Source organism: Caproiciproducens puteiluti (genome assembly GCF_052442865.1).
Classification (GTDB): Bacteria; Bacillota; Clostridia; order Oscillospirales; family Acutalibacteraceae; genus Caproiciproducens.
On record NZ_CP194790.1, the window covers coordinates 785,577 to 811,807 of the forward strand.

21 protein-coding genes are annotated in these 26,231 nt (G+C 49.2%); 14 read left to right on the forward strand and 7 right to left on the reverse strand.

Annotated features, from left to right (window positions below; genetic code table 11):
- Positions 1–12: 12 nt before the first annotated feature.
- The 4 genes from ACRQU7_RS03880 to ACRQU7_RS03895 form a co-directional block, all read right to left on the reverse strand.
- Positions 13–1,086 carry an ABC transporter ATP-binding protein gene (locus ACRQU7_RS03880; RefSeq protein ID WP_444643858.1) on the reverse strand — a complete coding sequence of 358 codons (1,074 nt, stop codon included), beginning with the start codon at positions 1,084–1,086 and terminating at the stop codon, positions 13–15.
- A 138-nt stretch (positions 1,087–1,224) separates the two neighbouring features.
- Entirely contained in the window at positions 1,225–2,433 is a 1,209-nt protein-coding gene (locus tag ACRQU7_RS03885; RefSeq protein ID WP_444643860.1) for an aspartate aminotransferase family protein, read from the reverse strand.
- A 354-nt stretch (positions 2,434–2,787) separates the two neighbouring features.
- Positions 2,788–3,954: an iron-containing alcohol dehydrogenase gene (locus ACRQU7_RS03890; protein WP_444643862.1), complete on the reverse strand. Its 1,167-nt coding sequence runs from the start codon at positions 3,952–3,954 to the stop codon at positions 2,788–2,790.
- 408 nt (positions 3,955–4,362) lie between these two features.
- Positions 4,363–5,337, reverse strand: coding sequence for an ArsR/SmtB family transcription factor (locus tag ACRQU7_RS03895; RefSeq protein WP_444643864.1), 975 nt, complete (start codon positions 5,335–5,337; stop codon positions 4,363–4,365).
- Between the two features lie 285 nt (positions 5,338–5,622).
- Between ACRQU7_RS03895 and ACRQU7_RS03900 the strand changes: the two genes are divergently transcribed.
- From ACRQU7_RS03900 to ACRQU7_RS03925, 6 genes are all read left to right on the forward strand, one after another.
- Positions 5,623–6,921, forward strand: a complete 1,299-nt coding sequence (locus ACRQU7_RS03900) for an ABC transporter substrate-binding protein (RefSeq protein ID WP_243122572.1) — start codon at positions 5,623–5,625, stop codon at positions 6,919–6,921.
- Between the two features lie 76 nt (positions 6,922–6,997).
- Positions 6,998–7,897: a carbohydrate ABC transporter permease gene (locus ACRQU7_RS03905; protein ID WP_444643867.1), complete on the forward strand. Its 900-nt coding sequence runs from the start codon at positions 6,998–7,000 to the stop codon at positions 7,895–7,897.
- Positions 7,898–7,975: 78 nt separating this feature from the next.
- On the forward strand, positions 7,976–8,806 hold the full coding sequence (locus ACRQU7_RS03910) for a carbohydrate ABC transporter permease (protein ID WP_444643869.1): 831 nt from the start codon (positions 7,976–7,978) through the stop codon (positions 8,804–8,806).
- Positions 8,807–8,818: 12 nt separating this feature from the next.
- Complete coding sequence (locus tag ACRQU7_RS03915; RefSeq protein ID WP_444643871.1) at positions 8,819–10,564, forward strand: glycoside hydrolase family 2 protein; 1,746 nt, start codon at positions 8,819–8,821, stop codon at positions 10,562–10,564.
- A gap of 2 nt (positions 10,565–10,566) precedes the next feature.
- Complete coding sequence (locus ACRQU7_RS03920) at positions 10,567–11,292, forward strand: glycerophosphodiester phosphodiesterase (protein ID WP_444643873.1); 726 nt, start codon at positions 10,567–10,569, stop codon at positions 11,290–11,292.
- Positions 11,293–11,390: 98 nt separating this feature from the next.
- A complete protein-coding gene (locus ACRQU7_RS03925; protein WP_444643875.1) occupies positions 11,391–12,062 on the forward strand; it encodes an MgtC/SapB family protein in 672 nt (223 codons plus the stop codon).
- Positions 12,063–12,282: 220 nt separating this feature from the next.
- Here the strand turns inward: ACRQU7_RS03925 and ACRQU7_RS03930 are convergent, their stop codons facing one another.
- Positions 12,283–13,395 carry an EpsG family protein gene (locus tag ACRQU7_RS03930; RefSeq protein ID WP_444643877.1) on the reverse strand — a complete coding sequence of 371 codons (1,113 nt, stop codon included), beginning with the start codon at positions 13,393–13,395 and terminating at the stop codon, positions 12,283–12,285.
- Positions 13,396–13,658: 263 nt separating this feature from the next.
- On the opposite strand from ACRQU7_RS03930, the gene ACRQU7_RS03935 reads away from it, so the two are divergent.
- Positions 13,659–15,053: an undecaprenyl-phosphate glucose phosphotransferase gene (locus tag ACRQU7_RS03935; protein ID WP_444643879.1), complete on the forward strand. Its 1,395-nt coding sequence runs from the start codon at positions 13,659–13,661 to the stop codon at positions 15,051–15,053.
- Positions 15,054–15,250: 197 nt separating this feature from the next.
- Here ACRQU7_RS03935 and ACRQU7_RS03940 read toward each other — a convergent pair whose 3' ends face one another.
- Both ACRQU7_RS03940 and ACRQU7_RS03945 read right to left on the reverse strand, forming a co-directional pair.
- The gene (locus ACRQU7_RS03940; protein WP_444643881.1) at positions 15,251–16,105 is read right to left on the reverse strand and encodes an RsiV family protein; all 855 of its coding nucleotides are present in this window, start codon (positions 16,103–16,105) and stop codon (positions 15,251–15,253) included.
- Positions 16,077–16,580, reverse strand: a complete 504-nt coding sequence (locus ACRQU7_RS03945; protein ID WP_444643883.1) for an RNA polymerase sigma factor — start codon at positions 16,578–16,580, stop codon at positions 16,077–16,079. The genes ACRQU7_RS03940 and ACRQU7_RS03945 overlap by 29 nt, the downstream gene beginning before the upstream one ends.
- 351 nt (positions 16,581–16,931) lie before the next feature.
- On the opposite strand from ACRQU7_RS03945, the gene ACRQU7_RS03950 reads away from it, so the two are divergent.
- The 7 genes from ACRQU7_RS03950 to ACRQU7_RS03980 all read left to right on the forward strand — a co-directional run bounded on the left by ACRQU7_RS03950 (position 16,932) and on the right by ACRQU7_RS03980 (position 26,126).
- Entirely contained in the window at positions 16,932–18,086 is a 1,155-nt protein-coding gene (locus ACRQU7_RS03950; RefSeq protein ID WP_444643885.1) for an alpha/beta hydrolase, read from the forward strand.
- A 148-nt stretch (positions 18,087–18,234) separates the two neighbouring features.
- Positions 18,235–19,338, forward strand: a complete 1,104-nt coding sequence (locus ACRQU7_RS03955; RefSeq protein ID WP_444643887.1) for a galactose ABC transporter substrate-binding protein — start codon at positions 18,235–18,237, stop codon at positions 19,336–19,338.
- Positions 19,339–19,425: 87 nt separating this feature from the next.
- The gene (locus ACRQU7_RS03960; RefSeq protein ID WP_444645496.1) at positions 19,426–20,952 is read left to right on the forward strand and encodes a sugar ABC transporter ATP-binding protein; all 1,527 of its coding nucleotides are present in this window, start codon (positions 19,426–19,428) and stop codon (positions 20,950–20,952) included.
- Positions 20,949–21,953, forward strand: a complete 1,005-nt coding sequence (locus ACRQU7_RS03965; RefSeq protein WP_444643889.1) for a galactose/methyl galactoside ABC transporter permease MglC — start codon at positions 20,949–20,951, stop codon at positions 21,951–21,953. The genes ACRQU7_RS03960 and ACRQU7_RS03965 overlap by 4 nt, the downstream gene beginning before the upstream one ends.
- Before the next feature lie 99 nt (positions 21,954–22,052).
- The gene (locus ACRQU7_RS03970) at positions 22,053–23,018 is read left to right on the forward strand and encodes a sugar ABC transporter substrate-binding protein (protein ID WP_444643891.1); all 966 of its coding nucleotides are present in this window, start codon (positions 22,053–22,055) and stop codon (positions 23,016–23,018) included.
- Positions 23,008–24,534, forward strand: a complete 1,527-nt coding sequence (locus ACRQU7_RS03975) for a sensor histidine kinase (protein WP_444643893.1) — start codon at positions 23,008–23,010, stop codon at positions 24,532–24,534. Before ACRQU7_RS03970 ends, ACRQU7_RS03975 begins: the two co-directional genes overlap by 11 nt.
- A 35-nt stretch (positions 24,535–24,569) precedes the next feature.
- Positions 24,570–26,126 (forward strand): helix-turn-helix domain-containing protein, encoded by a 1,557-nt coding sequence (locus tag ACRQU7_RS03980; RefSeq protein WP_444643895.1) that lies wholly within the window; start codon positions 24,570–24,572, stop codon positions 26,124–26,126.
- Positions 26,127–26,231 lie beyond the last annotated feature (105 nt).

Genomic DNA, 26,231 nt, shown 5'->3' on the forward strand with positions numbered 1-26,231 from the left:
AAAAGACCTGTTTCAGGGCTTTACCTGAACAATATCCTCTTCCGAAATGCCGAGCAGCACTTCGTCACCCACGTCTAAGGACAGCGCATAGCTAGTAAATACTTTGACTTTCAAATGGTGCCCGTTCGTCAGGCGGACCTTCAGCTTCAGACAGTCTCCGATATAAACACACTGTTCCACAGTCCCACTGAATTTCAGTCCACCGTAGGAATCGTCGACCAGATTGATTTTTTCTGGCCGGATTACAATGTTGACCGTATCGTCCGCCGCGTAGCTGCGCGTTTGGTCCGGGGCCGGAATCACCAGCCCGTGAACGCTGATCTTTCCTTTTCCGGCGGCATCGACGGAAACCACCGGGCAGGGGATTACGTTTGCTTCTCCGATAAATTTGGCACAGAATACGGACGCCGGTTTTTCGTATATTTCCACTGGCGTTGCGACCTGCTCGATCATGCCGTCCTTCATAATGCAGACCTTGGACGCCATGGTCAGGGCTTCCTCCTGGTCGTGCGTGACGGAAACCGTGGTGATGCCAAGCTCCCGGTGGATTTCCTTGATTTCCAGCTGCATCTGTTTTCTCAGCTGTTTGTCAAGCGCGGCCATCGGTTCGTCCAGCAGAAGGATCAGCGGGTCGAACACCAGCGCCCTGGCCAGCGCGACGCGCTGCTGCTGGCCGCCGCTGAGCTCCCGGGGGTAACGCGACGCGTATTCCGACAGGCGTACCCGCTTGAGAACGGCGTCGATTTTTTCTTTGCGTTCCTTCTTTGACATTTTCCGCACACTCAGCGGGTATTCCACATTTTTATAGACCGTCATATGCGGAAACAGCGCGTAGTTCTGGAACAGCATCCCGATGTTGCGCTTATGAATCGGCGTTCTGGATATGTCGTTCCCGTTGATGAGGATTTTTCCTTTGGAGGGGTCCTCAAATCCGGCGATCATTTTCAGCAGCGTGGTTTTTCCGGCGCCGCTCGGTCCCAGAATCGTCAGAAATTCCCCGTCCTGAATTTCGATATTGACGTCCCTGATGACATTTGCCAGCTTATAGCGTTTATCGATGTTTTCCATTCTGATATTGGCACCCATCTGTCCGATACCTCCTGACGTATCAAATATTGCAGTTCTAAATCCGGCCCGCCGGGCCGCCGCGGAGATAGAAAAAGGGCGCAGATGAACGGTTTGTTCATAAGCGCCCTTGCCAACTCATAGATGATTCAAATAAATTCAGATTGTTTCCGAGACCTCTTTCAGAATTTCAAAGGCTGCGTCGCAGTCCTTTTCCGTCAGAATCAGCGGCGGAATCAGTCGGATAACGCGGTCGCCGATCAGCGTGACCAGCATCTTGCGGTCAAAGCAGCCGTGTTTGATTTCCAGCCCGACCGGTCCGTCGTACTCGATGCCGATCAAGAGGCCCTTGCCCCGGACCTCTTTCACATGGGGAAGCGTGCGGAGCTTTTCCGCAAGGTAATTGCCCATTTTCTTTGCATTGCCGGCCAGGTCGCGGCCGATCAGCTCGGTTACCTGTGCGAGCGAGGCCGCGCAGCAGACGGCGTTTCCGCCGTAGGTGGTTCCGTGGGAGCCTGCGGTGAATGCCGTTGCGATTTCGGAACTGGTCACGATGGCGGAAATCGGCATCCCGCCGCCCATCGCCTTGGCCATGGAGAGAATATCCGGTTTTATCCCGTATCCCATAAAAGCCATAACGTCTCCCGTTCTGCACCAGCCGGTCTGCACCTCGTCAAACAGCAGAAGCAGCCCTTTTTCATCACAGAGGGAACGCAGCCCCTTCAAAAACTCCGGGGTTGCTGGAATGACGCCGCCCTCCCCCTGAATCGGCTCGACCATAATCGCGATGGTGTCCTCGGTTACCTGGGACCGGAACGATTCCAGATCGTTGTAATCCGCGTAGGTAAAGCCTGGAAGCATCGGCTTGAACCCGATCTGGCAGGCGTTGTCCGGCTGGCCGGTTGCCGACATGGAGCCGTAGGTCCTGCCGTGGAAGCCCTTTTTCGCGGTGATGATGTGATATTTGTTCTTTCCGTATTTTTCGACCCCGTATTTTCTTGCCATCTTGATCATCGCTTCGTTTGCTTCGGTTCCGGTGCTCTGATAAAAAATCTTGTCAAAACCCAGTGTGGTGCATATCTTTTCGGCAAGCAGCGCCTGCGGCAGGGTGTACGGATAGTTGAAGGTGTGGATCACGTCGCCGACCTGGTCCCGAACGGCCGCCACGACCTTTTCGTTGCAGTTGCCCGCGCTGTTCACCGCGATTCCGCCGTAAAAATCAAGGTACGCTTCGCCCTTCTCATTGTAAAGGTACATGTCTTTCGCGCGCTCACAAACGAAGTTATAGCGCTCGTAGGTGTCGATCATATACTTTTTGACCAGAGCCTTCACATCTTCCGCCGTTTTACCATACTCACTCAGTTTCATTGCTTCTCATTTCCCTCCGATTTTATTAGGCCGCTGAAAAATTCCCGGATCGATATGCAGTCGCTTAGGGTCGATTTGAATAATAATTGATAATTTCCTGCATATAAGCGAAGGCGTTCTGACAGTTAAAGTCAGAACGCCTTTGTTCTTGGTTTTTATTCATCACTGTGTTTTATATGTGATTATTATAGCGGGTACACGGGATTATGTCAATAGCGTTTCCGGTGGTAATGCTTACAAATAAGTAGGATGTCTGTTTTTGAAAATGATGCAAGATAACAAAACGCTTTTTGTAAATGAAAGATCAGTACGGAAAAAATTCATTTAACTTTATAGTATTCACTGCGGTGTAAATTAGTACGACATTTTTAAAATAGAATATACATCCTCTTTTGAAAGGGGATGGAATCCTCCTACCCGGCCGCTGCCGGCCGCCTGTTCCGCCATTGGCTCCAGAAGGTCAATGGGAATCCCCAGCTCACTCAGATGTTTCGGCAGGCCCAGCGCTTCGAAGAAGCCCTCCGTTTTTTCAATGGCCTGCTGTGCCAGCACTTCCTGCGGAAGGCTGGAAGGAAGGTTCCATACATTGACCCCGTATTCCGCGAAATACGGGAGGTTTTCCGAAAATCCGCACACAAAGCGCATCCAGTTCGGCGTCAATACGGCGAGGCCGACGCCGTGCGTGATATCGTAATGCGCGCTGAGTACGTGCTCAATGGGATGCACCGTCCACCGGCGTTCCGTCCCGTAGGTGATCAGGTCGTTGATCGCGAGGGAGGAAGCCCACATGAGGTTGGCGCGCGCTTCATAATCCTCCGGATCGGTCATCGCTTTCGGTCCGTAATGCAGACACGTTTTCAGCAGGGCCTCACAAAACCGTCTTTGAAGATAAACGCCGGGGGTTTTTACAAAATAGCTTTCAAGTACGTGGCTGAAAATATCCGCCGTTCCGGAAGCGGTCTGGTATTTCGGAACCGTGTAGGTGTATTCCGGGTCCATGACGGCGAAGCGCGGGCGCAGGCCGTCATGGCTCGTCGCAAGCTTCTCATTCGTAGCCATGTTGGATATCACGGCAATCCGGTCCATTTCCGAGCCGGTCGCCGCAATGGTGAGCACGGCGGCAATGGGCAGAACCTTGCCGATCTTATCAGGATGCAGCACTAAATCCCATGCGTCGCCGTCATAATTTGCCGCGGCCGCCACGACCTTCGCGCAATCGATGCTGCTGCCGCCGCCGATCGCAAGGACGGTATCGATTCCATTCTCTTTGCACAGCTTTGCACCGGCGCGCACTGTGTCGATCCTGGGGTTCGGCTCAACGCCGCCAAGCTCCCAGTAAGCGATTTTGGCACCGGAAAGCAGCCGTACAACAGTGTCGTAAAGTCCCGCCCGCTTGATGCTGCCGCCGCCGTAAACAAGCAGCACGCTACTCCCATAGCGGAGCAGTTCGCCGGGAAGAGCGGAAATCTGGCCCTTTCCAAAAAATATTTCTGTCGGGATAGAGTATTTAAAATTCAGCATTCTAAAAAAATCCTTTCTTGAAAAATGAAGTTTTGTGGACGATCATGTTGAGTGCTCCTAAAATACGAAGTTGGAAATCGTGTCGTTTGCTGGCGGATCAATGTACAGAAAGGGCGTTTACCACAGTTTAAGCCGTGAAAAACACCCTTGCTTTCCTTTGCTCAAACGGTGCCGCCGGGTTCTGTCTGTCAATAAGATTTCCGAAAAGCGGGGCGTATCAGGGAATTTCCCTGATACGCCCCGCTGCGTTTTCAATTATTATGCATCCCGGTTTTGGTTTTGTCAAGAGCTTCAGGCGCTATAAAGCCTTTGCAGCCTTTTTGCCGTAATTTCGTCGATGCGGATTTCCAGTTTGATCGCAGACTCCTGCGTTTTTTTAAATCCGGGGTTTTCAGCAGCGGTACCGGCTCAGTAAATAATTCTCATGAGAATTCCCTGTGGGTAATCCCCGAATTTTTCACCGAAAATGTTGATTCCGCCAACATATTGTGCCGTTTCCTTAATTTCTATTTTAATAGAAATATAAGGCCGGTCCTGAATGTTCAGCTGCGTGAGAGAAATGTGAGGATTTACCAGATCCCCGTCTAAAAAACCGCCGTTTTGACGAACAGAAAAAGTTTTCAGTATGCCGTACTGGGTTTTTCCGTTCTGCCAGCCGGCGGGGGTATAGTTCCCGTGCCGTGCTCCAAAGTCACCGGGACAGCGATAGGTGGTGAGCTCCAGATCGTTTATGGAAATAGTAATGTCCGAAGGCCAGTTTTCCATATAACCCGGCGCTTCGGAGCAAAGCTCCAGGGAAAAGGAAAGCTCCTTAATGGAGAGCTGAGGCTCCGCGTAATTCGGAAAGCGATATTCCACATAACCTTGCTGAAACCAGATCAACTGCGCCTGGCCCCGCCGCGGTGTAAAAAACGCCTTGGGACTGTCGTAGTTATCCATCATTTCTCCGTTCGCGTCCGCAAGTCCGCAAGTGGGTTCCACGTAACAATGATAGTAGTTCCCGATGGGCATGTCTACGGAAACCGCTTTTTTTGAGGGGTCAAACTCCTCTTCCGCAGTATCAATGTGGATAGACTGCACGCTGGAAACACAGACCCTCATAGAACCGCGCAGCCCGGGCTGGGACTCTGTTATCACCATTTTGGCATCCTCTAAGAAACGGATGTGCAGGGCGACAGAGGAAACGGGTAAATCCAGTGTGCCTGCAATTTCCTGTATGGAGAGCGCTTTAAACTTAAGCAGATTTAAAATTTGCAGGCGGGCTGGAATAGACAGCGCTTTGGCAATCTTGATGATTTGTTCCTGATGCTGATGGTTGTCCAGGTTTAAAGAAATATCGCGCTCGCCAATAATTTTGATCGCCTTTTTTGTTTTATTGGACACGGCGGTTCGCCTCCTGTTTTATGATTGTTTTTTAAATTATGTAATTATATACTCTAAAAAGAATTGTAATTTATCAATACTAATAAAATTATTCAGGATATCAAGAATATTTTAGAATATAACTTGACATTTTTGAAATATAAAAGTACTATATAAATAGTGAAAGTTACATAAAATATGTAACAAATTCAGAAAAGATGCGCGGAGTGCATTTAGTTTCATAATTATTGTAATATAACAGCCCGAAAAATGCAAGCCGTGCACAATGAGAATGGGAGGATGTTAATGAAAAAGCTAATTTCTATGGTCACGGCACTCGCATTAATAGGTTCTCTCCTGACGGGATGTCAGAGCGGCTCATCTGGTCAAAGCATGTCCGGTTCTTCAGCGGATTCCGCAGGGTCCGCGGCAGGTAACGGGGAAAAAGTAAAAATTTCTTTTATCGACGGCTTTACCGGCGGCGACGGCGCTTACATGAAGAAAATCATCGATGGATTTAATGCGTCGCAGGACAAATACGAAATCGATGAGCTGACGACGGCAGACGAATATGTAAAGTTTAAATCGGACGACTTCGATATGCTGGTTATTCACTCGGACTGGATATCTACTTATCATGGGGACGGACTGCTTCGCGAATTGTCCGATGTCTACAAGGCGGCCGGTATTTCGCTCGATGATTTCCACAGCATCACTACCTCTTACACAAAATATGACGACGGTATTTACGCTGTGCCGCTGGGGCTATATGCCAATACCATGTTTTACAACAAAAAGCTGGTGAAAACCGCGCCTAAAACCTATTCGGACCTCGTTTCGCTGCGCGATCAGCTGGATTCTGAAAAAAGCGGCATTTATCCGATGGCCGTACCGCTTACCGGTGACCATCAGTGGCTGTATATGACATTCCTGACTCAGTACGGCGTTAATTTCGTAAAAGACGGGCATCTGAACTTTGATACCGAGGAAGCCTGCAACGCTTTCCTTGCTTTGAACAAATTAATTTATAATGACCGGCTTAGCCCGGCAAATCTGGGCGCGAATGATCATCTGAACGCTTTTATGAAAAATGTGAAGGGCAAGACCAATATGCAGGCGGCAGTCGCGCTGATGGGCCCGTGGAACTACACCGCGGCAAAGGAAAAGTATGGCGACGATTTAGGCATAGCGGCAATCCCTGTGTTGGGAAAAGAGCTGAAGGTTCCCGCCGGCGGCCACAACTTTGCCGTTTCCTCCAAAGTGACGGATCAGGGAAAACTGGACGGTATTGCCGCATTCTTCAAATACGCCTATCAGCCGGAGGTCATGAAGATCTGGGCGGATGCCGGACAAACCCCCGTTCATCTTAAAACAATTGAGTATATTAAACAGAATCCCGATCAGTATCCCGTATCCATGGTAACCTTCGACATCCTCGACAAATGTGAGATTTTACCCCCGCTTTACAACGTGCGCGAGCAAATTAAATACGCAAATGAGACGGTTTACAATATGGTTATTAAAACGCCGAATCTGACAAAGGAACAGTTGATGCCTGAACTGAAGAAGGCAACCGAGTCCGCAGCCGAGTTGGCTCAGCAATAAAAGACAGACAGGCGGGCGGATTTATCCCCCGCCTGTAATTGAAAAAGTTTTAGATATCCTGAGAGGGGAGTTAAACATGAAAGCGGGCAAAAAGGTTTCCGTCTGTTTCATTTTACCGTTTGTTCTGTTTTTTATATTGTTCTGGCTGGTTCCGTTTTTTTATGGCTTTTATATGAGTCTGCACAATTTTTCACTGATCAATGGCGATCGGGGATTTATTGGAGTTGACAATTACATAAAAATTTTGTTTTCTTCTTCCATGTACCATAGCTCGTTCTTCCTGGGCCTGAAAAATACGCTGATTTTTGTCGCTCTCAGTGTCCCGCCTTTGGTATTGCTCAGCCTTGCGCTCGCTTTGCTGGTAGACAATCTTCCAAACAAAGTGAAAGGGCTGTTCCGCACAATATATTTTATTTCATATTCCGTGTCCGTCACGGCGGTTGCGTCTATTTTTATCTGGATGCTCAAAGGGAACGGAGGCTATCTGAACAATCTTCTGATGAACCTGAAAATAACAGCGGCTCCCGTCCCTTGGCTGGAGTCACAGCCCTTTGTCTGGATTTCCCTTACCATAGCGACGGTGTGGTGGACCATCGGTTATAATATGATGCTGTTTATCAACGGGCTCAATGAAATTGACGTCAGTATCTACGAAGCTTCCGCCATTGACGGCGCGGGCTTCTGGACGAAATTCGTGTCGATCACGATGCCTAATATCAAAAATATTTTTTTCTTTGTGTTAATGACGACAATCATTGCCTCTTTTAATGTATATGGGCAACCTCGGCTAATGACCGCAGGGGGACCCGGACAAACAACCAAGCCTCTTATTATGGTCATCAATTCCGCCATTATGGACCAAAATAACATGGGGATAGGCAACGCCATGGCGATCTTAATGGGGCTGATCATTATGGCGGTCTCTTTAGGGCAATATTTTATGACAAAAGAAAAAGAAAAGATCAGGATAAAATGAGCATAACCGCACATCCATCGATTTGATGGGTATTCTGCCCAGCGGGTAAAGGAAATCGGGAAAAAAGGAGATCGCAAAGTGATAACAAAAAAAATACCGAACATCATACTGACAATCATTGCCTGCATTGTTGCTTATGCGTTTTTACTTCCGCTGCTGTTTATGGTATCCACCAGTTTTAAGGGACTCTCGGATGCTTTGGGCTCCAGCTCGCTCTTGCCGCAGCAGGTAACTTTCAAAAACTATGTCGATTTGTTTAATCAGACTTCAAGCGCCCCGATTTTGAAATGGGCTTTCAACACGCTTGTGGTCACTGTCCTGGGAACGATGCTGAGACTCATCACCAGCACTCTTGCGGCATATTCCTTAGCAAGGCTGAATGTTCCATTTAAGAAGGGGATTCTTATCGGACTGATCTGGGCAATGGCAATTCCTGAAATTGTAACCTGTTTTCCGCTTTTTTATATTTTTAAAAATATAGGAATGCTTAATACTTATCTTCCGCTGATCCTTCCCTCGGGTGCCGGAGCGATGACAGTGTATCTGATCTATCAGTTTATGCTGGGATTTCCAAGAGAACTGGAGGAAGCCGCTTTTGTGGACGGCGCTTCCCTTGTGAAAATTTTGCTGCGTATTGTGCTTCCTTCCGTTAAACCTATTTTGATTACTCAGGGATTTATTGTGTTTTTGGGATTGTATAATACCTATCTGTGGCCGTCACTGGTGGTCAGCCGCACCGAAATGAACACGATCACGCTCGGGATCGCATCTCTTGTCCTCGGCGAAAACTACGTGAACCCCGGTCTGATGATGGCGGCGACCGTTGTAGCGGTTATTCCCACTATTTTGATTTTCATGTTCCTGAATAAATATATTGTACGCGGCTTTACTCAGTCGGGAATCAAATAGGGGGAGAAAGAATTGAGAAACGAATATCCACGCGCCGATTTTGTTCGTAAAGACTGGCTTTCACTGAATGGGGAGTGGGACTTTTCTTTTGAATACGGTCCGGCATGTAAAATACAGGTGCCTTTTGTGTATCAGTGTAAAAAAAGCGGTATAAACGATCAGAAGACATGTCGCACCGTTACTTATAAGCGAAAATTAACCGTCCCGACCGGATGGCGGGGGAAGGATATTGTACTGCATTTCGGCGCAGCAGACTACCGGTGCAAGGTCTGCGTCAACGGCAGATACGTTGGCGGTCATGTGGGAGGCCATACTCCGTTCGAACTGGACATCACGGATGATGTCAATTGGAAAGAGGAAGAAATTTTTGTTATAGTCGAGGATTTTCCCACCGATGAAACCATTGCTCGCGGTAAACAGTTCTGGCGGGAGAAACCCGAGTATATCTGGTATACCGGTTCGACCGGTATCTGGCAGAGCGTATGGATAGAGCCCAGAACAAAGGCCTGCTTTGAATGGATTCACTTTACACCGGATATTGATAACGGACAGGTGAAAATTTCCTATCGTTTAGGGGACGGCACCCCGCTGCCATGCTCTTCCAAATGGGAGATCACTTTACAGGGCGAAACCTTTTTCAGCGGAGAACTGTTATGCCGTGAATATGAAGACAGCTTCACGGTTACGGTTTTTGGAAACCATGTGCTTTCCGGTCCTTTCCATTCCGATGGTTTGTGCTGGAGCCCGGACAGCCCCACATTGTTTGATGTAACTGCTCAGCTGCTGGAAGACGGGAAGGCTGCGGATACCGTAAGCAGTTATTTTGGAATGCGTAAAATCTCGGTAGAAAACGGAATGCTCTACCTCAACAATCATCCGTGCTATCAAAAATTATTGCTGGATCAGGGGTACTGGGAAGAAAGTCTTCTGACGGCTCCCGATGACGAAGCTTTTCGACAGGATATTCTGCGTGCAAAGGCAATGGGCTTTAACGGCTGCCGGAAGCATGAGAAGCTGGAAGACCCCAGGTTCCTCTACTGGGCCGACAAGCTGGGATTTTTGGTTTGGGAGGGAATGGCGAGTTTCATAAGCTATACTCCTTCGGCCGCCGCGCAATTTATAAAGGAATGGGAAGAGGTCATTCACAGGGATTATAACCACCCCTCTATTATTGTCTGGGGGATGCTCAATGAAAGCTGGGGCGTACCTCAGATCTACGACAATCTTATGCAGCAGCATTATGCCGCCTCGCTTTATCATTTGGCCCACAGCTTGGACAGTACCCGCCTGGTCATATCAAATGATGGGTGGGAAATGACGGAAACCGATGTTTGCGCCATACATAGCTACAGCCACGGCACGGAAGACGACCGCCGGCAGCAACTGGTGTTTGCAGAGTGTGTAAAAACCTGGCCGGGAATCGAAAGCGGAAAAATTGTCAGTCACCTGCCTTTTGTAAAAGGCTATCATTATCAGGGTCAGCCTGTAATCCTGACGGAATTCGGAGGAATATCCGGGGCTGAGGGGGAAGAGGGCTGGGGTTATACCTGTGCCCACAGTGAAAAGGAATTTCTGGAAGTATACCGACGCCTGATTACTGTCCTGAATGATTCTGAAATTCTCTGCGGCTTTTGTTACACACAATTAGCTGATGTCCAGCAGGAAACCAACGGCCTGTTGAACAAAATGCATGAGTTTAAATATGATCCGAAAAAAATCAGAGAAATTAATCAACTGATTGAGAGGAGAATGGTCTAATAATGAAAACAGTAGTCTGGGCGCATCGGGGCAGCTCCTTTATGGCGCCGGAAAACACCCTGGAGTCTTTCGCTCTTGCGGCAAAACAAAACGCGGACGGAATCGAACTGGATATTCACCTTACCAGCGATGAACAGCTGGCGGTTTTTCACGATGAGACACTGGAACGGACGACAAACGGGACGGGACCGGTTGAAGGCTGCACTATGGCCCAGCTGAAAATGCTGGACGCAGGCATTCTTCATCCTGAATATAAAGGGGCGAAAATTCCGGCTTTACCGGAAGTCCTTGATTTTATGCGGAGCAATTCTCTTCGCTTAAACATCGAGATCAAGGAGGAACGAAAGCCAAATCCGATATTGGCCAAACAGCTCGCAAAGCTGATTCAAGACTTTGGGCTTGCAGACAGAATCATGTATTGCTCGTTTAATCATTACAGCCTGCTGGCTCTGCGCAGGGTAATGCCAAGAGCATGCATCGGCCTTTTATATCACGGAGGGCTGGTAAATCCGTGGGCCTATGCCAGGTCAATCGGGGCGAACTGCCTGCATCCTTATTTTCGCTTCGGTCTCATGGAGGGCCAGGTCGATAAAGCTCATGAGGCCGGACTGAAGGTTAACGTCTGGACCGTAGATGAACCGGACGATATGCGTCTCGTATATGCAAAGGGCGCAGACGGAATTATTACCAACAAGCCGGATGTTGCTCTCAGGCTGCGGGATAGTTAATTCCCGGCACGCGCTGTACGGCCCTGCAGTTCAAGATGCCTTCTTTTCGGCACAAATTCTACAGCAGGGGGAGGAGATTTATCATAAAGGAATTTGAATTGCTTCAGGACATAAATTTTTTTTCAATCACCGTGCGAATATTCCTGTCGGTGATTATTGGTGGAGCGCTGGGATTTGAGCGTGGAAGAAAGAGGCATCCCGCGGGGTTCAGGACCTATATATTGGTGTGCCTCGGCTCGACTCTGGTAATGATGACAAACCAGTATGTGTTTACTACTTTTCACACAGGCGACGTTAGCCGGTTAGGGGCTCAGGTAATCAGCGGAATCGGCTTCCTTGGTGCGGGAACAATCATCATTACCGGCAGAAATCAGGTGAGAGGACTCACCACGGCGGCGGGGCTCTGGGCATCCGCCTGCGTAGGTCTCGCTATTGGAATAGGATTCTACCAGGGGGCGATCGTCGGCGGAATCGCAATTTTCTGCGTTATGACGGTTTTGCATAAATTGGATGAACGATTGAGATATCATTCGAAACAGCTTGATTTATATCTGGAGTTTGACGCCCCTGTAGGTTTGGGCGCTTTCATTAATCTGGCAAAAGAAAAGGACATGGAAATATCGGATATTCAGGTGATTAAAAATAAAACAACTGAAAAAAAAGCAACCTCCGTCCTGCTGTCGGTCAAAGCAAGGCAAAGCTGTTCCCATGCTGAAATGCTGCAAATATTGGGGTGCTCGTCGGACCTTAAGCGTATAGAAGAACTGTAGAGGCTGCAGTTTCGGTTCATTATGGAACCCGTCCTTCACGATAAATGAGGACGGGTTTCTTTGTGCAGTAAGACCGAGAGCATCAGGACTGTTTCCTGATGCTCTCGGTTACGTATGATTATTATGGATTATTGTTTTTGTCAGCGATCGCCGCTCAAAAACAAAAAGTTCCAAGTCAGAAGGTTCTGCTGTAAAGTAAGAATATAAAAATTTTCTGAAATCATTTTTGAGTGAAAAATGTTATATAGGGTGTCAAATTGATACGGTTTTGCAGTAAGATCCAAACATGATAGAGAAATCCGACAAACACCACTGCCGCAGTGGCATAGTAGTAAATATATTTGTGCATATTCAATTGGCTCTTTGCCTGACGGCGCTCTTGCAGGACCTTTTTCTTTTGCTCTTTGCTTTTGGCTTTTAATGCCTCTGCGTGATTCAGTACGTCTGCCTGTACGCTTTCCGTGCCGACGCTGGAAAGCAGTTCCGGTATGAGAAGAATCACAGAGGTAAAGAACATCATGCCGAAGCGCTGGAACAGGAAGTGCTGGCAGGTCATGATGTAAAGCAGACCCGAATAAACGGAAAGATTAATCAGCACAACGTTTTTGGAATCGCGCTTCAATATAAAATCTTTCAAAATCAATACGGTTACAGTTGTAATCACCGGTATGGCCGCTGTCTGCCAGTCACGTCCCATCATGTAATAGAGGCCTTCCTGGGTGGCGTAATACTGGTATACGTATTTCGTTACAAAATTAAACAACGGCCAGGACAGTCCCATCACAAGAGCAGTCAATCCGGCGTATGCCGTGAGTGATTTCCAGTTTACCTTAATGTGTGCGATGAAATATACCGGAACCATAATGATTATCGATTTGTGGAAAGAGGCTGCCAGCAGTACGATCAGAAGATAGGGAAGGAATTTCTTGTTTTTCAGGAAATGGATGGAAAACAAAAAGATAGAGATCGCAATGGACTGCCGGATAAAGCTCAGGGAATTTCCATAGAATCCGAAGCTGATGTATACAAACATCCCGATCCAGGGAATGGGCGAATAGCGATAGAAAAGAACCGCGGTCAGACTTACGGTAATAATGGCGACAACCAGCATATAGATATGTACGTCGCCGGTGAATAGAGATACGAGGTAATTCAAAAGGCTGTATCCCGGTTCAATGCGATATCCGTTCGCACTGCTGATCAGGAACGACCATCCGCCATTTCTTACCTGTGAAAAATAGGTTGCATATTGCTTATAATCGATCCCGACGGTGTCGGCTCTAAGATAGGATAGAATAATCATTGCTGCGGAAGCAAGAAACAGAAAGACCATATTGTTTTGTTTGCTTTTTTTTATCTCACAAAAGCAAATCCCTAAAATCAAAATCAACAGCAAAAGTAAGTTGTAGGCTAACATGACAGACCTGCTTTCCTTTTAAATTAACAACTGGATTTTATTATTATAGCATTCGCTGAGGGGACATACAACACTCAGCAGCGTTTTTTTGGAGAATTATGTAAATTAGTCTTGTATCATTAATCAGAATCCTATAGAATATGAGAATAGAATTACATAAAAAATTAAGAGGAATAAAAATGATAAAAGAAAATCAGAAAATTCTCAATGCCATACTTGCTGTCAGCGACGCGGCTCTTTGTGTATTATCCATGGTGCTTGCCTTTATCCTGCACTTTTTTAATTATCAGGGTTCCTTCTACATTGGACTGAATTACTATCTCCAAATCATGCTGTATGTTGTTCCGGCCTATTTTGTTTTCTATCATTATCTGAGTTTACATGATTCTTTTCGTCATAAGTCCATTATTTCTGAAACAGGTAAAATCATTCAGGCGAATTTTGTGGGAGTCATTTTTATCTTTGTATTGGTTTTTTTCCTCAAGGAAGTTCATGTTTCCCGAATGGTCATTCTTTTCTTTGGGGGCATCAATACGGTGCTGTCTTTTTTCAGCAGATTGGCGCTGAGGAAACTGCTCCGCCGGATGAGGGCAAAAGGGTACAATATCAAGCATCTTCTTCTGGTTGGATGGAATGAGATTTCTGCTGAATTCTATGACCGGGTGACGATTAATCGCGGTTTGGGGTATGATTTCATAGGATATCTCAGCCACAGCAGGGTAAATGTTGCTGACAGGAAAATCAAATATGCCGGAGGCTTCGGGACGCTGTCCTCCCTGCTTGAAGAGAAGGGCATCGACGAAGTGATTATTTCCTTGGACTATAACGAATTTTCCGAATTGGGCGGGATTATTGAAGCGTGCGAAAAGGCAGGCGTCAAATCGAATTTACTGCCGTTCTATACAAAATATCTCCCTACGAAACCCTATATTGATGAAGTAGAAGGTATGCCGCTGATCAATATTCGCAAGGTCCCTCTTGACAATATGCTGAACAGTTTTAGCAAACGGCTTTTTGATATCGTTGTTTCAGCGATTGCGCTGATTATGTTTTCTCCGCTGCTGTTAATCACCGCGATCGGAGTGAAAATGACTTCTCCCGGACCGGTCATTTATCGTCAGGAGCGGGTTGGGAGAAATAAGAAATCTTTTAAAATGTACAAATTTCGTTCGATGAGGGTGGATGGCGGGTCTTCCGACATGGTCACGTGGGGGACCAAAAACGACAGCCGCCGCACCAAATTTGGGACATTGATTCGTAAATGCAGCATAGACGAACTGCCTCAGCTCATCAATGTGCTGAAAGGAGATATGAGCCTTGTCGGGCCACGCCCGGAGCGTCCTTTCTTTGTGGACAAGTTCAGGGAAGAGATTCCGCTCTATATGCTGAAACACCTTGTCCGGCCCGGGATTACCGGCTGGGCGCAGGTTAACGGATGGCGGGGGGACACTTCCATTGAAGAACGGGTAAAATGTGATATTTATTATATTGAAAATTGGACATTCCTGCTCGATATCAAAATTTTACTTCTGACAGTTTTTAAGGGATCCATCAACCAAAGCGAGGAGTTATAACGCTTTATTTTCGTCATCCGGAGACGCGCTTAAGATCGGCAGTTAGAACTGCCAGGAGCGGTTTGATGACAGCAAGCCGGTTTGTATTCAGCAACCGTTGCGCGGCTCCTGGAATTCTTCCGAATAAAACAGCGCTCCATACCTAACATGTATGGAGCGCTGTTTTATCGTCTAACATTTTGTACTGCAATTCCTGCTCAATGAATCATGCTGCCGTCTGCTAGAATGCTGGCAATCAGGTCTGTGGGAATGGTAAATTCTGTTATGCCCCTGTAGGCTGGAGCAATGCTGCCCTCGTCAAAAACAATGATCAGTTTTCCGCTTTTGTTGATATAGAAATTTTGGTCCTTTGCAATTGTTTGAAAAGCATCCGTATCGGTAAAATAATCCTCGGAGGATTTTTGAATTTTTTCTGAGATGTAAGTGTTAATCGGAGCAGCATAATCGGAACTGCTCTTGAAAAGATCGGAAAGCTTTAGAATTTTCCCTGAGCTCTTTTCAATATTGTAATACCGGTCAATTTCCATGGAATCTCCGCTGACTAAAACAGTGCGTATGGCAATTGTGAGTTGGGAGTCGTTTTCTACCAGCACGTTATAGGAAGATGTTACCGCTTCCTTTGCGCTGCTTCCCATTCCTTTTATATCGGACTCGTACTGCGCGATGAGAACATCGGCGTATTGGTCGAATTCCTGATTCAGTTTTTCTTCCACCTTTTTATCACCCAGCCCTGTGACATGCGGTGTCCTGATGTCCGCATCCCCGGATTGATAATGGCGGAAGGTGACCACTTTTGTAATAGGGCCAATGATCGGGATATTTTGCAGTGTTTCCGCAGCCGCCGCACTGGTGTTGGCGGCGACTGAAAGCCCGATCACTGCACAGCACAAGCAGGCGGCTGCTCTCCGGCTCCAAAGGAAAAGGGGGCTGGGGTGTTTCTTTTTCTGATATTCGTTTTCCATTTGTCTCAGCCTTTCTTCCAACTCCCGGGGTGCATGAAATTGTTCGTACTGAACGATGAAATCATTCCAATCTTTTTGACTCATTGACATGATTTATAGCCTCCTCAGAAAGTTGAATCTTCAACGTTTTCAATGATTTGTAATAGAGGGTTTTTACGGTATTGACATTTTTCTCAATGATAGCCGATATTTGCTGAAAGGTTTTTCCTTCCATGAAATGCAGGATGATGACCGCCCGGCTGGTGTGATCAAGCTGGCGGAGCATATCGAAAACCGTAAGGGATTCGTAATCGTCATTTGCGCCTTTTTCTTCTGTAGGAAGTCCTACCTGTTCATGGCTCCGTTTTCGTAAGAAATCCAAAGAAGTGTTGATGGTAACCCGAAAAAGCCAGGTTTCCGCGTATTCGGGCTCCCTTAATCTTCTGAGGTTTTTAACGGCTTTATATGCTACGTCCTGTACAACGTCCATCGCATCCTGTTCGTTGCCTACATAGCTATATGCAACCCGGTAAAACCGGTCGCGCTGATCGATGATTTTCCGGAAAATCTGCTCGTCATCTGCCACTTTTTTACCTCCTGCCTGTGTGCTTATTCTTAAGAACACTGATTAGACGTTTTTGGGTTTCCAAAAAGTTGTTATATCATCAATTTAATTATAACTCTTTTTTCCCTCTTATAGCATTTCCGGTTGATTCTGCAACAAGGTTGCGTTCCTCCCCCGCCTTCGGCGGGGGAGGAACGCGCTTTGTCTCGCAAACTGAAATGGAATTGCGTAGATGACTTCTCCCGACCGGGATTGCAAGATAAGAGAATCAGTGCAGAAATATATAATCGACGGTTCTCGTTTTGGATGTTATGATCATTCTATAGAATCAGTCCGGGGCACAGGGCCGGATCATTAAAGGAGGCAGTTCTGATGGAAAAGGAAAGGTATCGGCAGTTATTGGTCAGTTTGGAGAAAGATGTCAAAACAGAAATATTAAAGAATGGGGCGGCGGTTGAAATTCGCAGCTGCTATGATCGCGTGGGGGGGAAGATGGACCCGCGGACCGCGTTGGCCAGCCATGCCGTGCGGGAAGATTTTATCCGCCATCCCGAGCGTTACGATGACGAATTATTGGCGAATGCGGACCGGCTGTTCGGTCCGCCGCAGCCGGAAAATTACAGCGTGCTGTCACAGATCCGGTACACGTTCGGCTGGCGGAGCAGAGACCTTAGTTCCCATGTCGTTTCGGAAAGGCATGTCCTGCTGTCGGAGCACGGGCCGTTTTCCGTCTGGCGCTACGAAATACCGGGTACGGGGAAGTCCCGTCCTTGCATCCTCTTCATTCACGGCGGCGCTTTTGTGGCGGGAGATATCGAGACGGTGGAGAATCAGTGCAAGCTGCTGGCGCAGCTGATGGACGGTGTGGTCTTTTCGGTGGATTACCCGCTTGCGCCCGAGCATCCTTATCCGGTTGCTTTCGACGACTGCAAGGCTGTGCTGGAATGGGTCTATTCCGGTGCCGATACGTTTGGAATCGACCGGAAAAGGATTGGCGTCGCCGGCGATTCGGCGGGCGGCAATCTGTCGGCGGCCCTTTCCGTTGCGGACCGCGACGAGGGGAGGGGAAGGATCGGCTACCAGTGCCTGATCTATCCGAAGCTGAGCAGCGCGCTGTCTTCTGAGGAACCCTATTATTATTGGAAAGAGGAATTATATGACAATCCGGACAACGATCCCATGATCCGGGAACAGATAGGGCTGACAGGAAAAATGAGCGGAGAAGTGAACAACTGGTACCTGCCGGAGGGAACGGACCGCTATACTTCCCATTACTGCCCGATTGCTGCAAAATGCGAGGGCCTTCCAAAGACCCTGCTTGTTACGGCGGAATATGATTTCCTGCGGGCGGAGTGCGACGCATACCTCGGAATGCTGAAAACGGCGGGTGTGGATTTCCGGGCAATCCGCTACGGTGGTATTTTTCACGGGACCTTCGACCGGCTCGGCTATGCTCCTCAGGTGGAGGATATCCTGCGTGAAATCGCGAAAGACATGCGTGCGCTGGATTCCTATTCTTCCAAATAGCAAGAAAGTGCAATCGGCAGCAAAATATTGCAGTGATACAGCATGATTGTGCAGTCATTATAAAAATTTATCATTTCTTACCTCCGATTTGTCCGATATAATCAGTACAGCAAGAGAGAAATTCTCAAAAATACAGGAGGTAAGTATGATGAAAAGAGTAATGGCAGTCCTTGTTGCATTCTCCATGATGCTTGGCGTTACGGCATGCGGCAGCTCCGGCGGCAATTCCGCAGTCCCTGCAAGTTCCGGCTCCGGGGATACGGGTTCGGCCGCGTCCCAACAGGCGGAAAATACCGGGAAGCAGCCGGTTGCCGGTGTCGCGTGGTACAACTTCGGCGATACGTTTATCGCCAATGCCCGCACAACGTTGAACGAGGCCGCCGCACAGGATGGGAAGATCAAGGTGATCGATGCCGACAGCCAGAACGACATTGCGACCCAGACGAACAACGTCAACAATTTCTATACTCAGAACGTAAAATATCTGGTACTGAACAACATCAATACCAACGCCAAAGCGGACATTATCAAACAGGCGAAGGCAAAGAACACAACGCTGATCTTTGCAAACACGGACAGCCCGAGCGACGAGGAGTTCCAACTTTACGACAAGGTTTACCATGTTTCCAGCCTGGCCGATCAGTCCGGTAAAATCATCGGTGAGCAGCTTGCCAAGTACTGGAAGGAGCACCCGGAAGCAGACCGCAATAAAAATGGGAAACTGGATTATATCATGCTGCTCGGACTTCAGCAGCACTACGATACCCAGGTCCGCGCAAAGTATTCCGTGCAGGCGCTGCAGGACGCCGGAATCCAGACGAATCTGATACAGGAAGCAATCTGCAACTACCAGCGCGGGGAGGCACAGAACCAGATGGCCTCCATCCTTCAGGCGCGTAAGAAGGACGTCGAGGCGGTCATCGCGTGCAACGACGATATGGCACTGGGGGCAATCGAGGCGCTGAAAGCCAGTAATTTCTTCAAAGATAAAGACAGCTACATCCCGGTGGTCGGCGTTGACGCGACTAAAGTCGGAGTGGAGGCCCTCAAGAACGGGACCCTTTTGGGGACCGCCCTGAATAACCCTGTTACGCTCGGAAAGTCCATCTATAAGCTGATGTCTCTGCTGGAGGAAGGTAAAGAGGTTACGCAGGAGAACATAGGCATCGACGGCGTCACCGTCAAGGACCATCATATTTACATCAACTATGTCGGCATTACGGCCGAAAACACACAGGATGCATCTTATTAAGGCAATGTCTCAAAGCAGCCGGAGAGAATCCGGCTGCTTTTTCAGAAAGGAGGAAATTTTGTGGAATCTTCGGACATTGTCCTTGAAATGCGGGAGATCAGCAAGTCGTTTCCCGGGGTAAAGGCGCTGGACCGGGTTTCTTTGAAGGTGCGGAAGGGCACGGTCCACGCCCTGATGGGGGAAAACGGCGCCGGAAAATCCACTCTGATGAAGTGCGCATTTGGGCTGTATCACCCGGATGAAGGGGAAATCCTTGTGGAAGGAAACCCCGTTCAGTTCAAAAGCATCAGCGACGCCATGACGAACGGGATCGCGATGATCCATCAGGAGCTGCACCCGATACGCACCCAAAATGTAATGGAAAATCTGTGGGTCGGGCGTACTCCCTATCAGAAGCGCCTGGCCGTTAAATGGGTCGATCAGAAAAAGATGTACAGCGACACCAAATCTCTTTTCGACAGGCTGGGCATCAGGCTGGACCCGCGGCAATCGGTCGGGGAACTCGCGGCGGCCCACTGCCAGCTGATTGAAATCGTGCGTGCCGTATCATACAACGCCAAGGTGATCATTATGGACGAGCCGACCTCCTCCCTTTCGGATTCGGAGGTGGAGCTTCTTTTTAAGATCATCAAAACACTGACCGGGCAGGGCGTCGCAATCATTTATATTTCGCATAAAATCGAAGAAATTCTCCAGATATCCGATGAAGTAACCATTATGCGAGACGGCGAGCTGGTGGGAAACTGGCCCTCTTCGGAACTGACGCAGGACCTGATCGTCAGCAGGATGGTCGGCAGACAGATGACCGACCGTTTCCCCGCGCGCGAACACAAGCCCGGCGAGGAATATCTGGTGGTCGAGCACCTCACCTCCCCGTCCGCCCACTCCTTCAAGGACATCAGCTTTACACTGAGAAAGGGCGAAATCCTCGGCCTCGGGGGACTTATGGGGGCGCAGCGCACCGAACTGATGGAATCGATTTTCGGGTTGAGGTCCGTTGCTTCGGGCAAAGTGTCCATCAACGGCGAAGAGGTCAAAATCCGCCGCCCGCAGGACGCCATCAAAAAAGGGGTTGCCCTCCTTACGGAGGAGCGCCGGGCGACCGGTATCATCCCGATGCTCTCGGTGGAGGAAAATCTTGTTCTGGCAAATCAAACGTCACACCGCAGAATGTATACCGGCGGCCGGCTGTTTCTCAATGAAAAGAAGCGGCGCGACGACACGGGGCGGTTTATCGAATCGCTGTCTATCAAGACGCCGACGATGAAAACGCAGATCCAGTATCTTTCCGGCGGAAACCAGCAGAAGGTGCTGCTTGGAAGATGGATGCTTACCGATCCGGACATTCTGATTCTGGACGAACCCACGCGGGGGATCGACGTCGGTGCGAAATATGAAATTTATACCCTTATGACGAAAATGGCCGCGGAAGGGAAATGCGTCATCATGATCAGTTCGGAAATGCCGGAACTGATGGGGATGTCGGACCGCATCATGGTCATGTGCGAGGGACGGCTGTCCGGGCTTCTGGACGGGAAAACCGCCACAGACGAGCAGATTATGCTGCTTGCCAGCACTTACCACAGCAATCTTGAAGGAGGAGCAGCCGTATGAACGAAAAAACAAAATTTCACCCCAAAGAACTGATCATTAATAACGCAATTTATTTTATCTTACTCGCGCTTATCATTATCATTGGAGTCATTTCCCCCAATTTCTTTTCCCTTGACGTATTCCGTGACATTTTTATGCAGAGCTCTGTGCGCATCGTGATGGCGCTTGGCTGTATGTTCATCATTATCTCCGGTTCGGCGGACCTTTCGGGCGGCAGGATGCTGGGACTCGCGGCGCTCGTCGCCGGCTCTCTGGCGCAGCAGGCCTCCTATACGGCTAAATTCTGGCCGCGGCTGCCGGAAATGCCGGTGGTGGTCCCTGTCCTTGCCTCCATGCTGGTCGGCGTTGCGTTCGGTGCTTTTAACGGGTGGGCGGTTTCCAAACTCCGCGTGCCCGCGTTTCTGGCCACCCTGGGCAGTCAGATGATCCTTTTCGGTGTTTCCAGCCTTTATTTCAATAAGGCGCCGAACAACTCGCAGCCGCTGGGCAGCTTTACCGAGGGGTTCAGCAGCTTCGGAAGCGGGTCCGTTCTGGAGGTGCCCTATCTGATTATCGTCGCCGCTGTCTGCCTTGTGGCCGTGTGGCTGCTGCTGACAAAAACCTGCATGGGAAAAGATATCTTTGCGGTGGGCGGCAACCCGGAAGCGGCCCGGGTGTCCGGCATCAGCCTTTTCAAAATGCAGATGATTACCTTTACGCTTGCGGGGCTGCTTTACGGCCTGTCCGGCAGTATGGAAGCCGCGCGGACCGGTTCCGCGACAAGCGCGTACGGAAACGCCTATGAGCTGGACGCCATTGCTTCCTGCATCGTCGGCGGATGTTCGATTACAGGCGGCGTAGGAACAGTCGGCGGGGTATTTGCCGGCGTCATTATTTTCAATGTCATCAGCTACGGCCTGACCTTTATCGGAATCAGCCCCTACTGGCAGAACGTTGTAAAAGGGCTGATCATTATCGGGGCCGTGGCGCTGGACGTCCGCAAATATGCCAGGAAAGATTGAACTGTTTATTCTCTTTATGCCTTCACAATCGTTATTCATAATGTATAATAATACTTGTCAAAACGAGTTTGTTTTTAGGCAATAAAGGAGAATGGAGAAATGAAAAGAAGGTTCTCTCTATCGTTGGCGGCTCTGCTTCTGCTGATTTTCTGTTTCGGGTGCCGGGCCGGCTTTTCGGGCGTAAGCTCCTCCGCTTCGGCACCTCTGCGCATCACGGCGGTTCTTCCCCACAGGGATTACGGGTACTGGACGGATATTTCGGACGGCATTTTATCGGCGAAGGACGATTTTCCCGTGGATATCAAAATCTGTACGCCGCAGCTGAATTATAATATCCCTCAGATGACCGAATTGATTAAAGCCGCCACCGCCGCGCGGGTGGATGCCGTCATCGTTCAGGGAATCGATAATCAGGACTACATAAAGGCGCTGGAGGATGCCCGCAGTGCCGGAGTACAGGTCGTTTTTATCGACACCGACCTTCCTCAGTTCGGAAAAAGGCTCTATGTCGGGACGGACAACTACGCCGCCGGGCGTCTGATGGGAGAAAAGCTGGTGCAGCTCACCAAAGGAAGGGCGAGAGTCGCCGTAATCAGCGGGGCGGAGGGATACCCTAATCTGGAGCTGCGCCTTTCCGGCCTGCGGGACGCCGCCGCCGCGTATCCGGAGGTAAAAATCCTCCGCGTGGACTACGGAAATTACGACTCCATCACCGTCCTGCAGAAATATAAGGAGATCTGTTCGTCGCCTCAGAACATTGACGCTGTCGTATGTATCGAGGGAACGGGAGCTCTGACCTTCGGCAATATGCTTTCGGAAAAGGATAAGAGAATTCAGTGTATTCTTGGTTTTGACTATTCCAACGAATCCATCAAGGGTCTGTCCCGAGGAATTGTCGACGGCCTGATCCTGCAGCAGATCCATACGATGGGCTACCTTTGTGTTCAGGAAATCGACCGTTTCGTGAGGATGGGAAAATACAGCAGCAATATTATCAATACGCAGGCCGTATTTATCACCTCTGCTGATCTGGACCAGGAAGGATATTACCGGTATGACAAGTAGAAAATCCAAAAAACGTTTTTCCATTCTACGCCGTTTTTCTGCCGGGACCATCAGCCGGAAGTACAGCTGCGGCTATATTATGATCCTGTTGGTCATGTTTCTGCTTTTTGCGGTGTCTTTTGTGTGCAACCAATATAGTAACCGGCAGTACGAAAGGGAGATGGACTCCCTTTTGAGCCTGAACCGGCTGTTTGCCGGAGTGGAGACCACCAATACGCATCTGTTCGATATTTACACCTATTTGAGGGCTTCCAGCTTTGACGATTATCTCAAGTCCTCTGCTGAAACGAAGGCCTGTGCGGATTTGCTGGAACAGGGGCTCCGGGGCAGCTGGTCGAGGGAGGTCGCCGACCTGTGCAATATGGTGCAGACCTATCTTGACAAAAGCGGGGAGCTTACGCAGCAGCTTCAGAAAAATCATTCTTCGCCGGGGTTCGGCAGCGATTCCGAAATCAACCGCCTCTATTCCGAGACACAGGATATCGTTTCCTACATCAACGTCAGCTTTAAGGATATTTATTCGGTCAAGCTGGTGTCGGCACAGGCGAAACGGCTGCAGATGCAGCGGCTGAACATTGTTTTTACCCTTTTGCAGCTGATTCTGCTGGGGTCCGCATTCTGTGTCTTCCTGGTCTTTTACAGGAAGGTGGTCACGGGGATTACCCGCTCCGTCGCAAAGCTGACCGAATTTGCGGCTCAGGTGACGGAAAATCCGACAAAGCAGACGCATATCGGGATTCAGACGAATGATGAACTGGAGCTGTTCGCCGCCGCCTTCAATAAGATGCTCGACACCATACAGAACCAGATTTCTCAAATCGAAAAAGGAGCCAGAATACGGGAACAGCTCCAGGAAATTGAAATGAAAAACATCCGCATGACCAGCGCTTTGCAGAGCAGCCAGCTCAGCCTACTGCAGGCGCGCATCAATCCGCATTTCTTATTCAATACGCTCAATATGATTTCTCAGACGGCCTATATGGAAAATGCCGAAGAAACCTCACATCTGATAGAATGTACGGCCAATTATCTGCGGTATAATCTCGGAAAATCCACCCAGCCCGTCACCGTGGGAGACGAGCTTGCGAATCTGCAGGAGTATGTCTATATCCAGCAGTGCCGTTTTGGCGACCGTATCCGGTTCCATTTCGACGTGAATCCCACCTGTGAGCAGCAGCAGCTTCCCTGTATGATTTTGCAGCCCCTGGTGGAGAATGCGATTACGCACGGACTTGGCTCTCTGATCGACGGGGGCCGGGTCACCATACGCGCGTTCCACAGGGACCGGTGGAACTGCCTGGAGGTGGAAGACAACGGGGTAGGCATCCCCGCCGAAGCCTTGAAGGAACTGCGCTCGTCCGTTTATGAAAGCGACGGCGAACTGTCGGACCAGCATATCGGGCTGCAAAATGTTTATCTGCGCTTAAAGCTGTTTTTCGGAGGGGATATTGATTTCCTGATCGACAGTACGCCGCACCGCACGCTGGTCCATATCGGAATTCCCTGGGACAGATAAAAATTGCGGGAATTTATGCAGAAGGTGGTGAAAAAATGCATACAATGGTGATCGCCGACGATGAGGAGATCGAGCTGAAATCCCTGTCGCTGTTAATCAAAAAGGAATTTACGGATATCCGGATTGTCGGCCTTGCGCGCAACGGTGCGGAGATGGTCTCTTTCATTGACCAGTACAAGCCGGACATTGCGATTGTGGACATCAATATGCCCGGAATCAACGGGATCGACGCCATTCAGCTGGTCAGCAGTTTAAACGTACCGACCCGTTTTATCATCAATACCGCCTACAGCGATTTTGAATATGCGCAGAGGGCGTTATCATTGAAGGTGGATTACTATATTCTGAAGCCGCAGAAGCGTACCGATACCGTGGCGGTGATCCGAAAGCTCTGCGATGACATCGATAAGGTGCGGGCGAGCCGGAAAAGCCGTATTCAGGTTGACGAGCTCTTCAGCAATATTCAACCGGTCATCGAAAGTGAGATCATCTATTCCATTTTTATGGGCGAACCGGCCGTCTCCAGCTTTTCTATGTGGTGTGAGATCAACGCCGTACAGTTTTCGGGCGGCCTGATGGTTTCGCTGATTCCCGTGGACAGCGCGGACGGCATTTTGGCGTGCTGCGACAAAAAGAAGCTGCGCAATTATCTGCACAGCGCGCTTCAGGACGTGTGCACCCTGCTTGCAACCATCAACGATTTCAGTATCAGCATTCTGTTCTTTATTCCGTCCAAGGATGGGGATCATTGGGAATCGTGGCTTACGGATGTATTACAGGTCCTGTTTGACAAGCTCAAAAGCCATTCCAACCTTCTGCTGCGGGCCGGGGTCGGGCGGTGCTATCCGGCCTTTGAAAAGATGCCGGATTCTTACCGCGAGAGCATTGCCGCCCTGCGCGGCATAACGGATGTTCCCATCAGCTTTTACCGCTCCGCTTCCTCGAATGTGGATGCCGATTATTTGACGCAGCTGGCCTCGGACCTTGTAAAGTCCACGCAGTCCGGGAATTTTCAGAACCTGGACGCCGTGCTGATGGCGGAAATGCCCGCTTTGAAGTCCGACGCGTCGATTCCGATGTACCTCTGGCGTTCCTGTCAGGACATCGCTTTAAAACTGCCCAAAGCCAATACCGCCGAACTGCAGCGTTTTTTCGCCATGACCTCCCGCCAGCTGGAATCCGGCACAAATCCCGATTACCGGATCCGCCGGATCGGAGAGAACCTAAAGCTTTTATCCGGGCTTTTACGTACCGGCGGGAAGAGCGACTCCAATCCCTATGTCGTAAAGGCGCGCAAATTCATAGAGGAAAACTATAAAAAAGACCTTTCCCTCGAGGCGGTGGCCGACCAGATCGGCATCAGCCCGTTTTATCTCAGCCGTTTGCTGAAACAGGAGCTGGGTCAGACCTTTATCGGCTATCTCACGCAGGTAAGAATGCAGGAGGCCATCAAGCTGGCGGGCGTGACCCGCCTTTCCATCAAAGAAATAGCGGAGCGCACCGGATATTCCAACCCCACCTATTTTTGCCGCGTATTCAAAAAGTTTACCGGACAGACGATCGGTGGGTACCGGGAAAGCAGCGCAGAATAGCGTTTCCTCCCCTTTAAGAAAAGAAGAAACCGTCTCTCACTCAATGGTGGGGGACGGTTTTTTGTCGCCTTTTTTATCCGTGGCCGGCTGCCGCTTCGGGCCGAA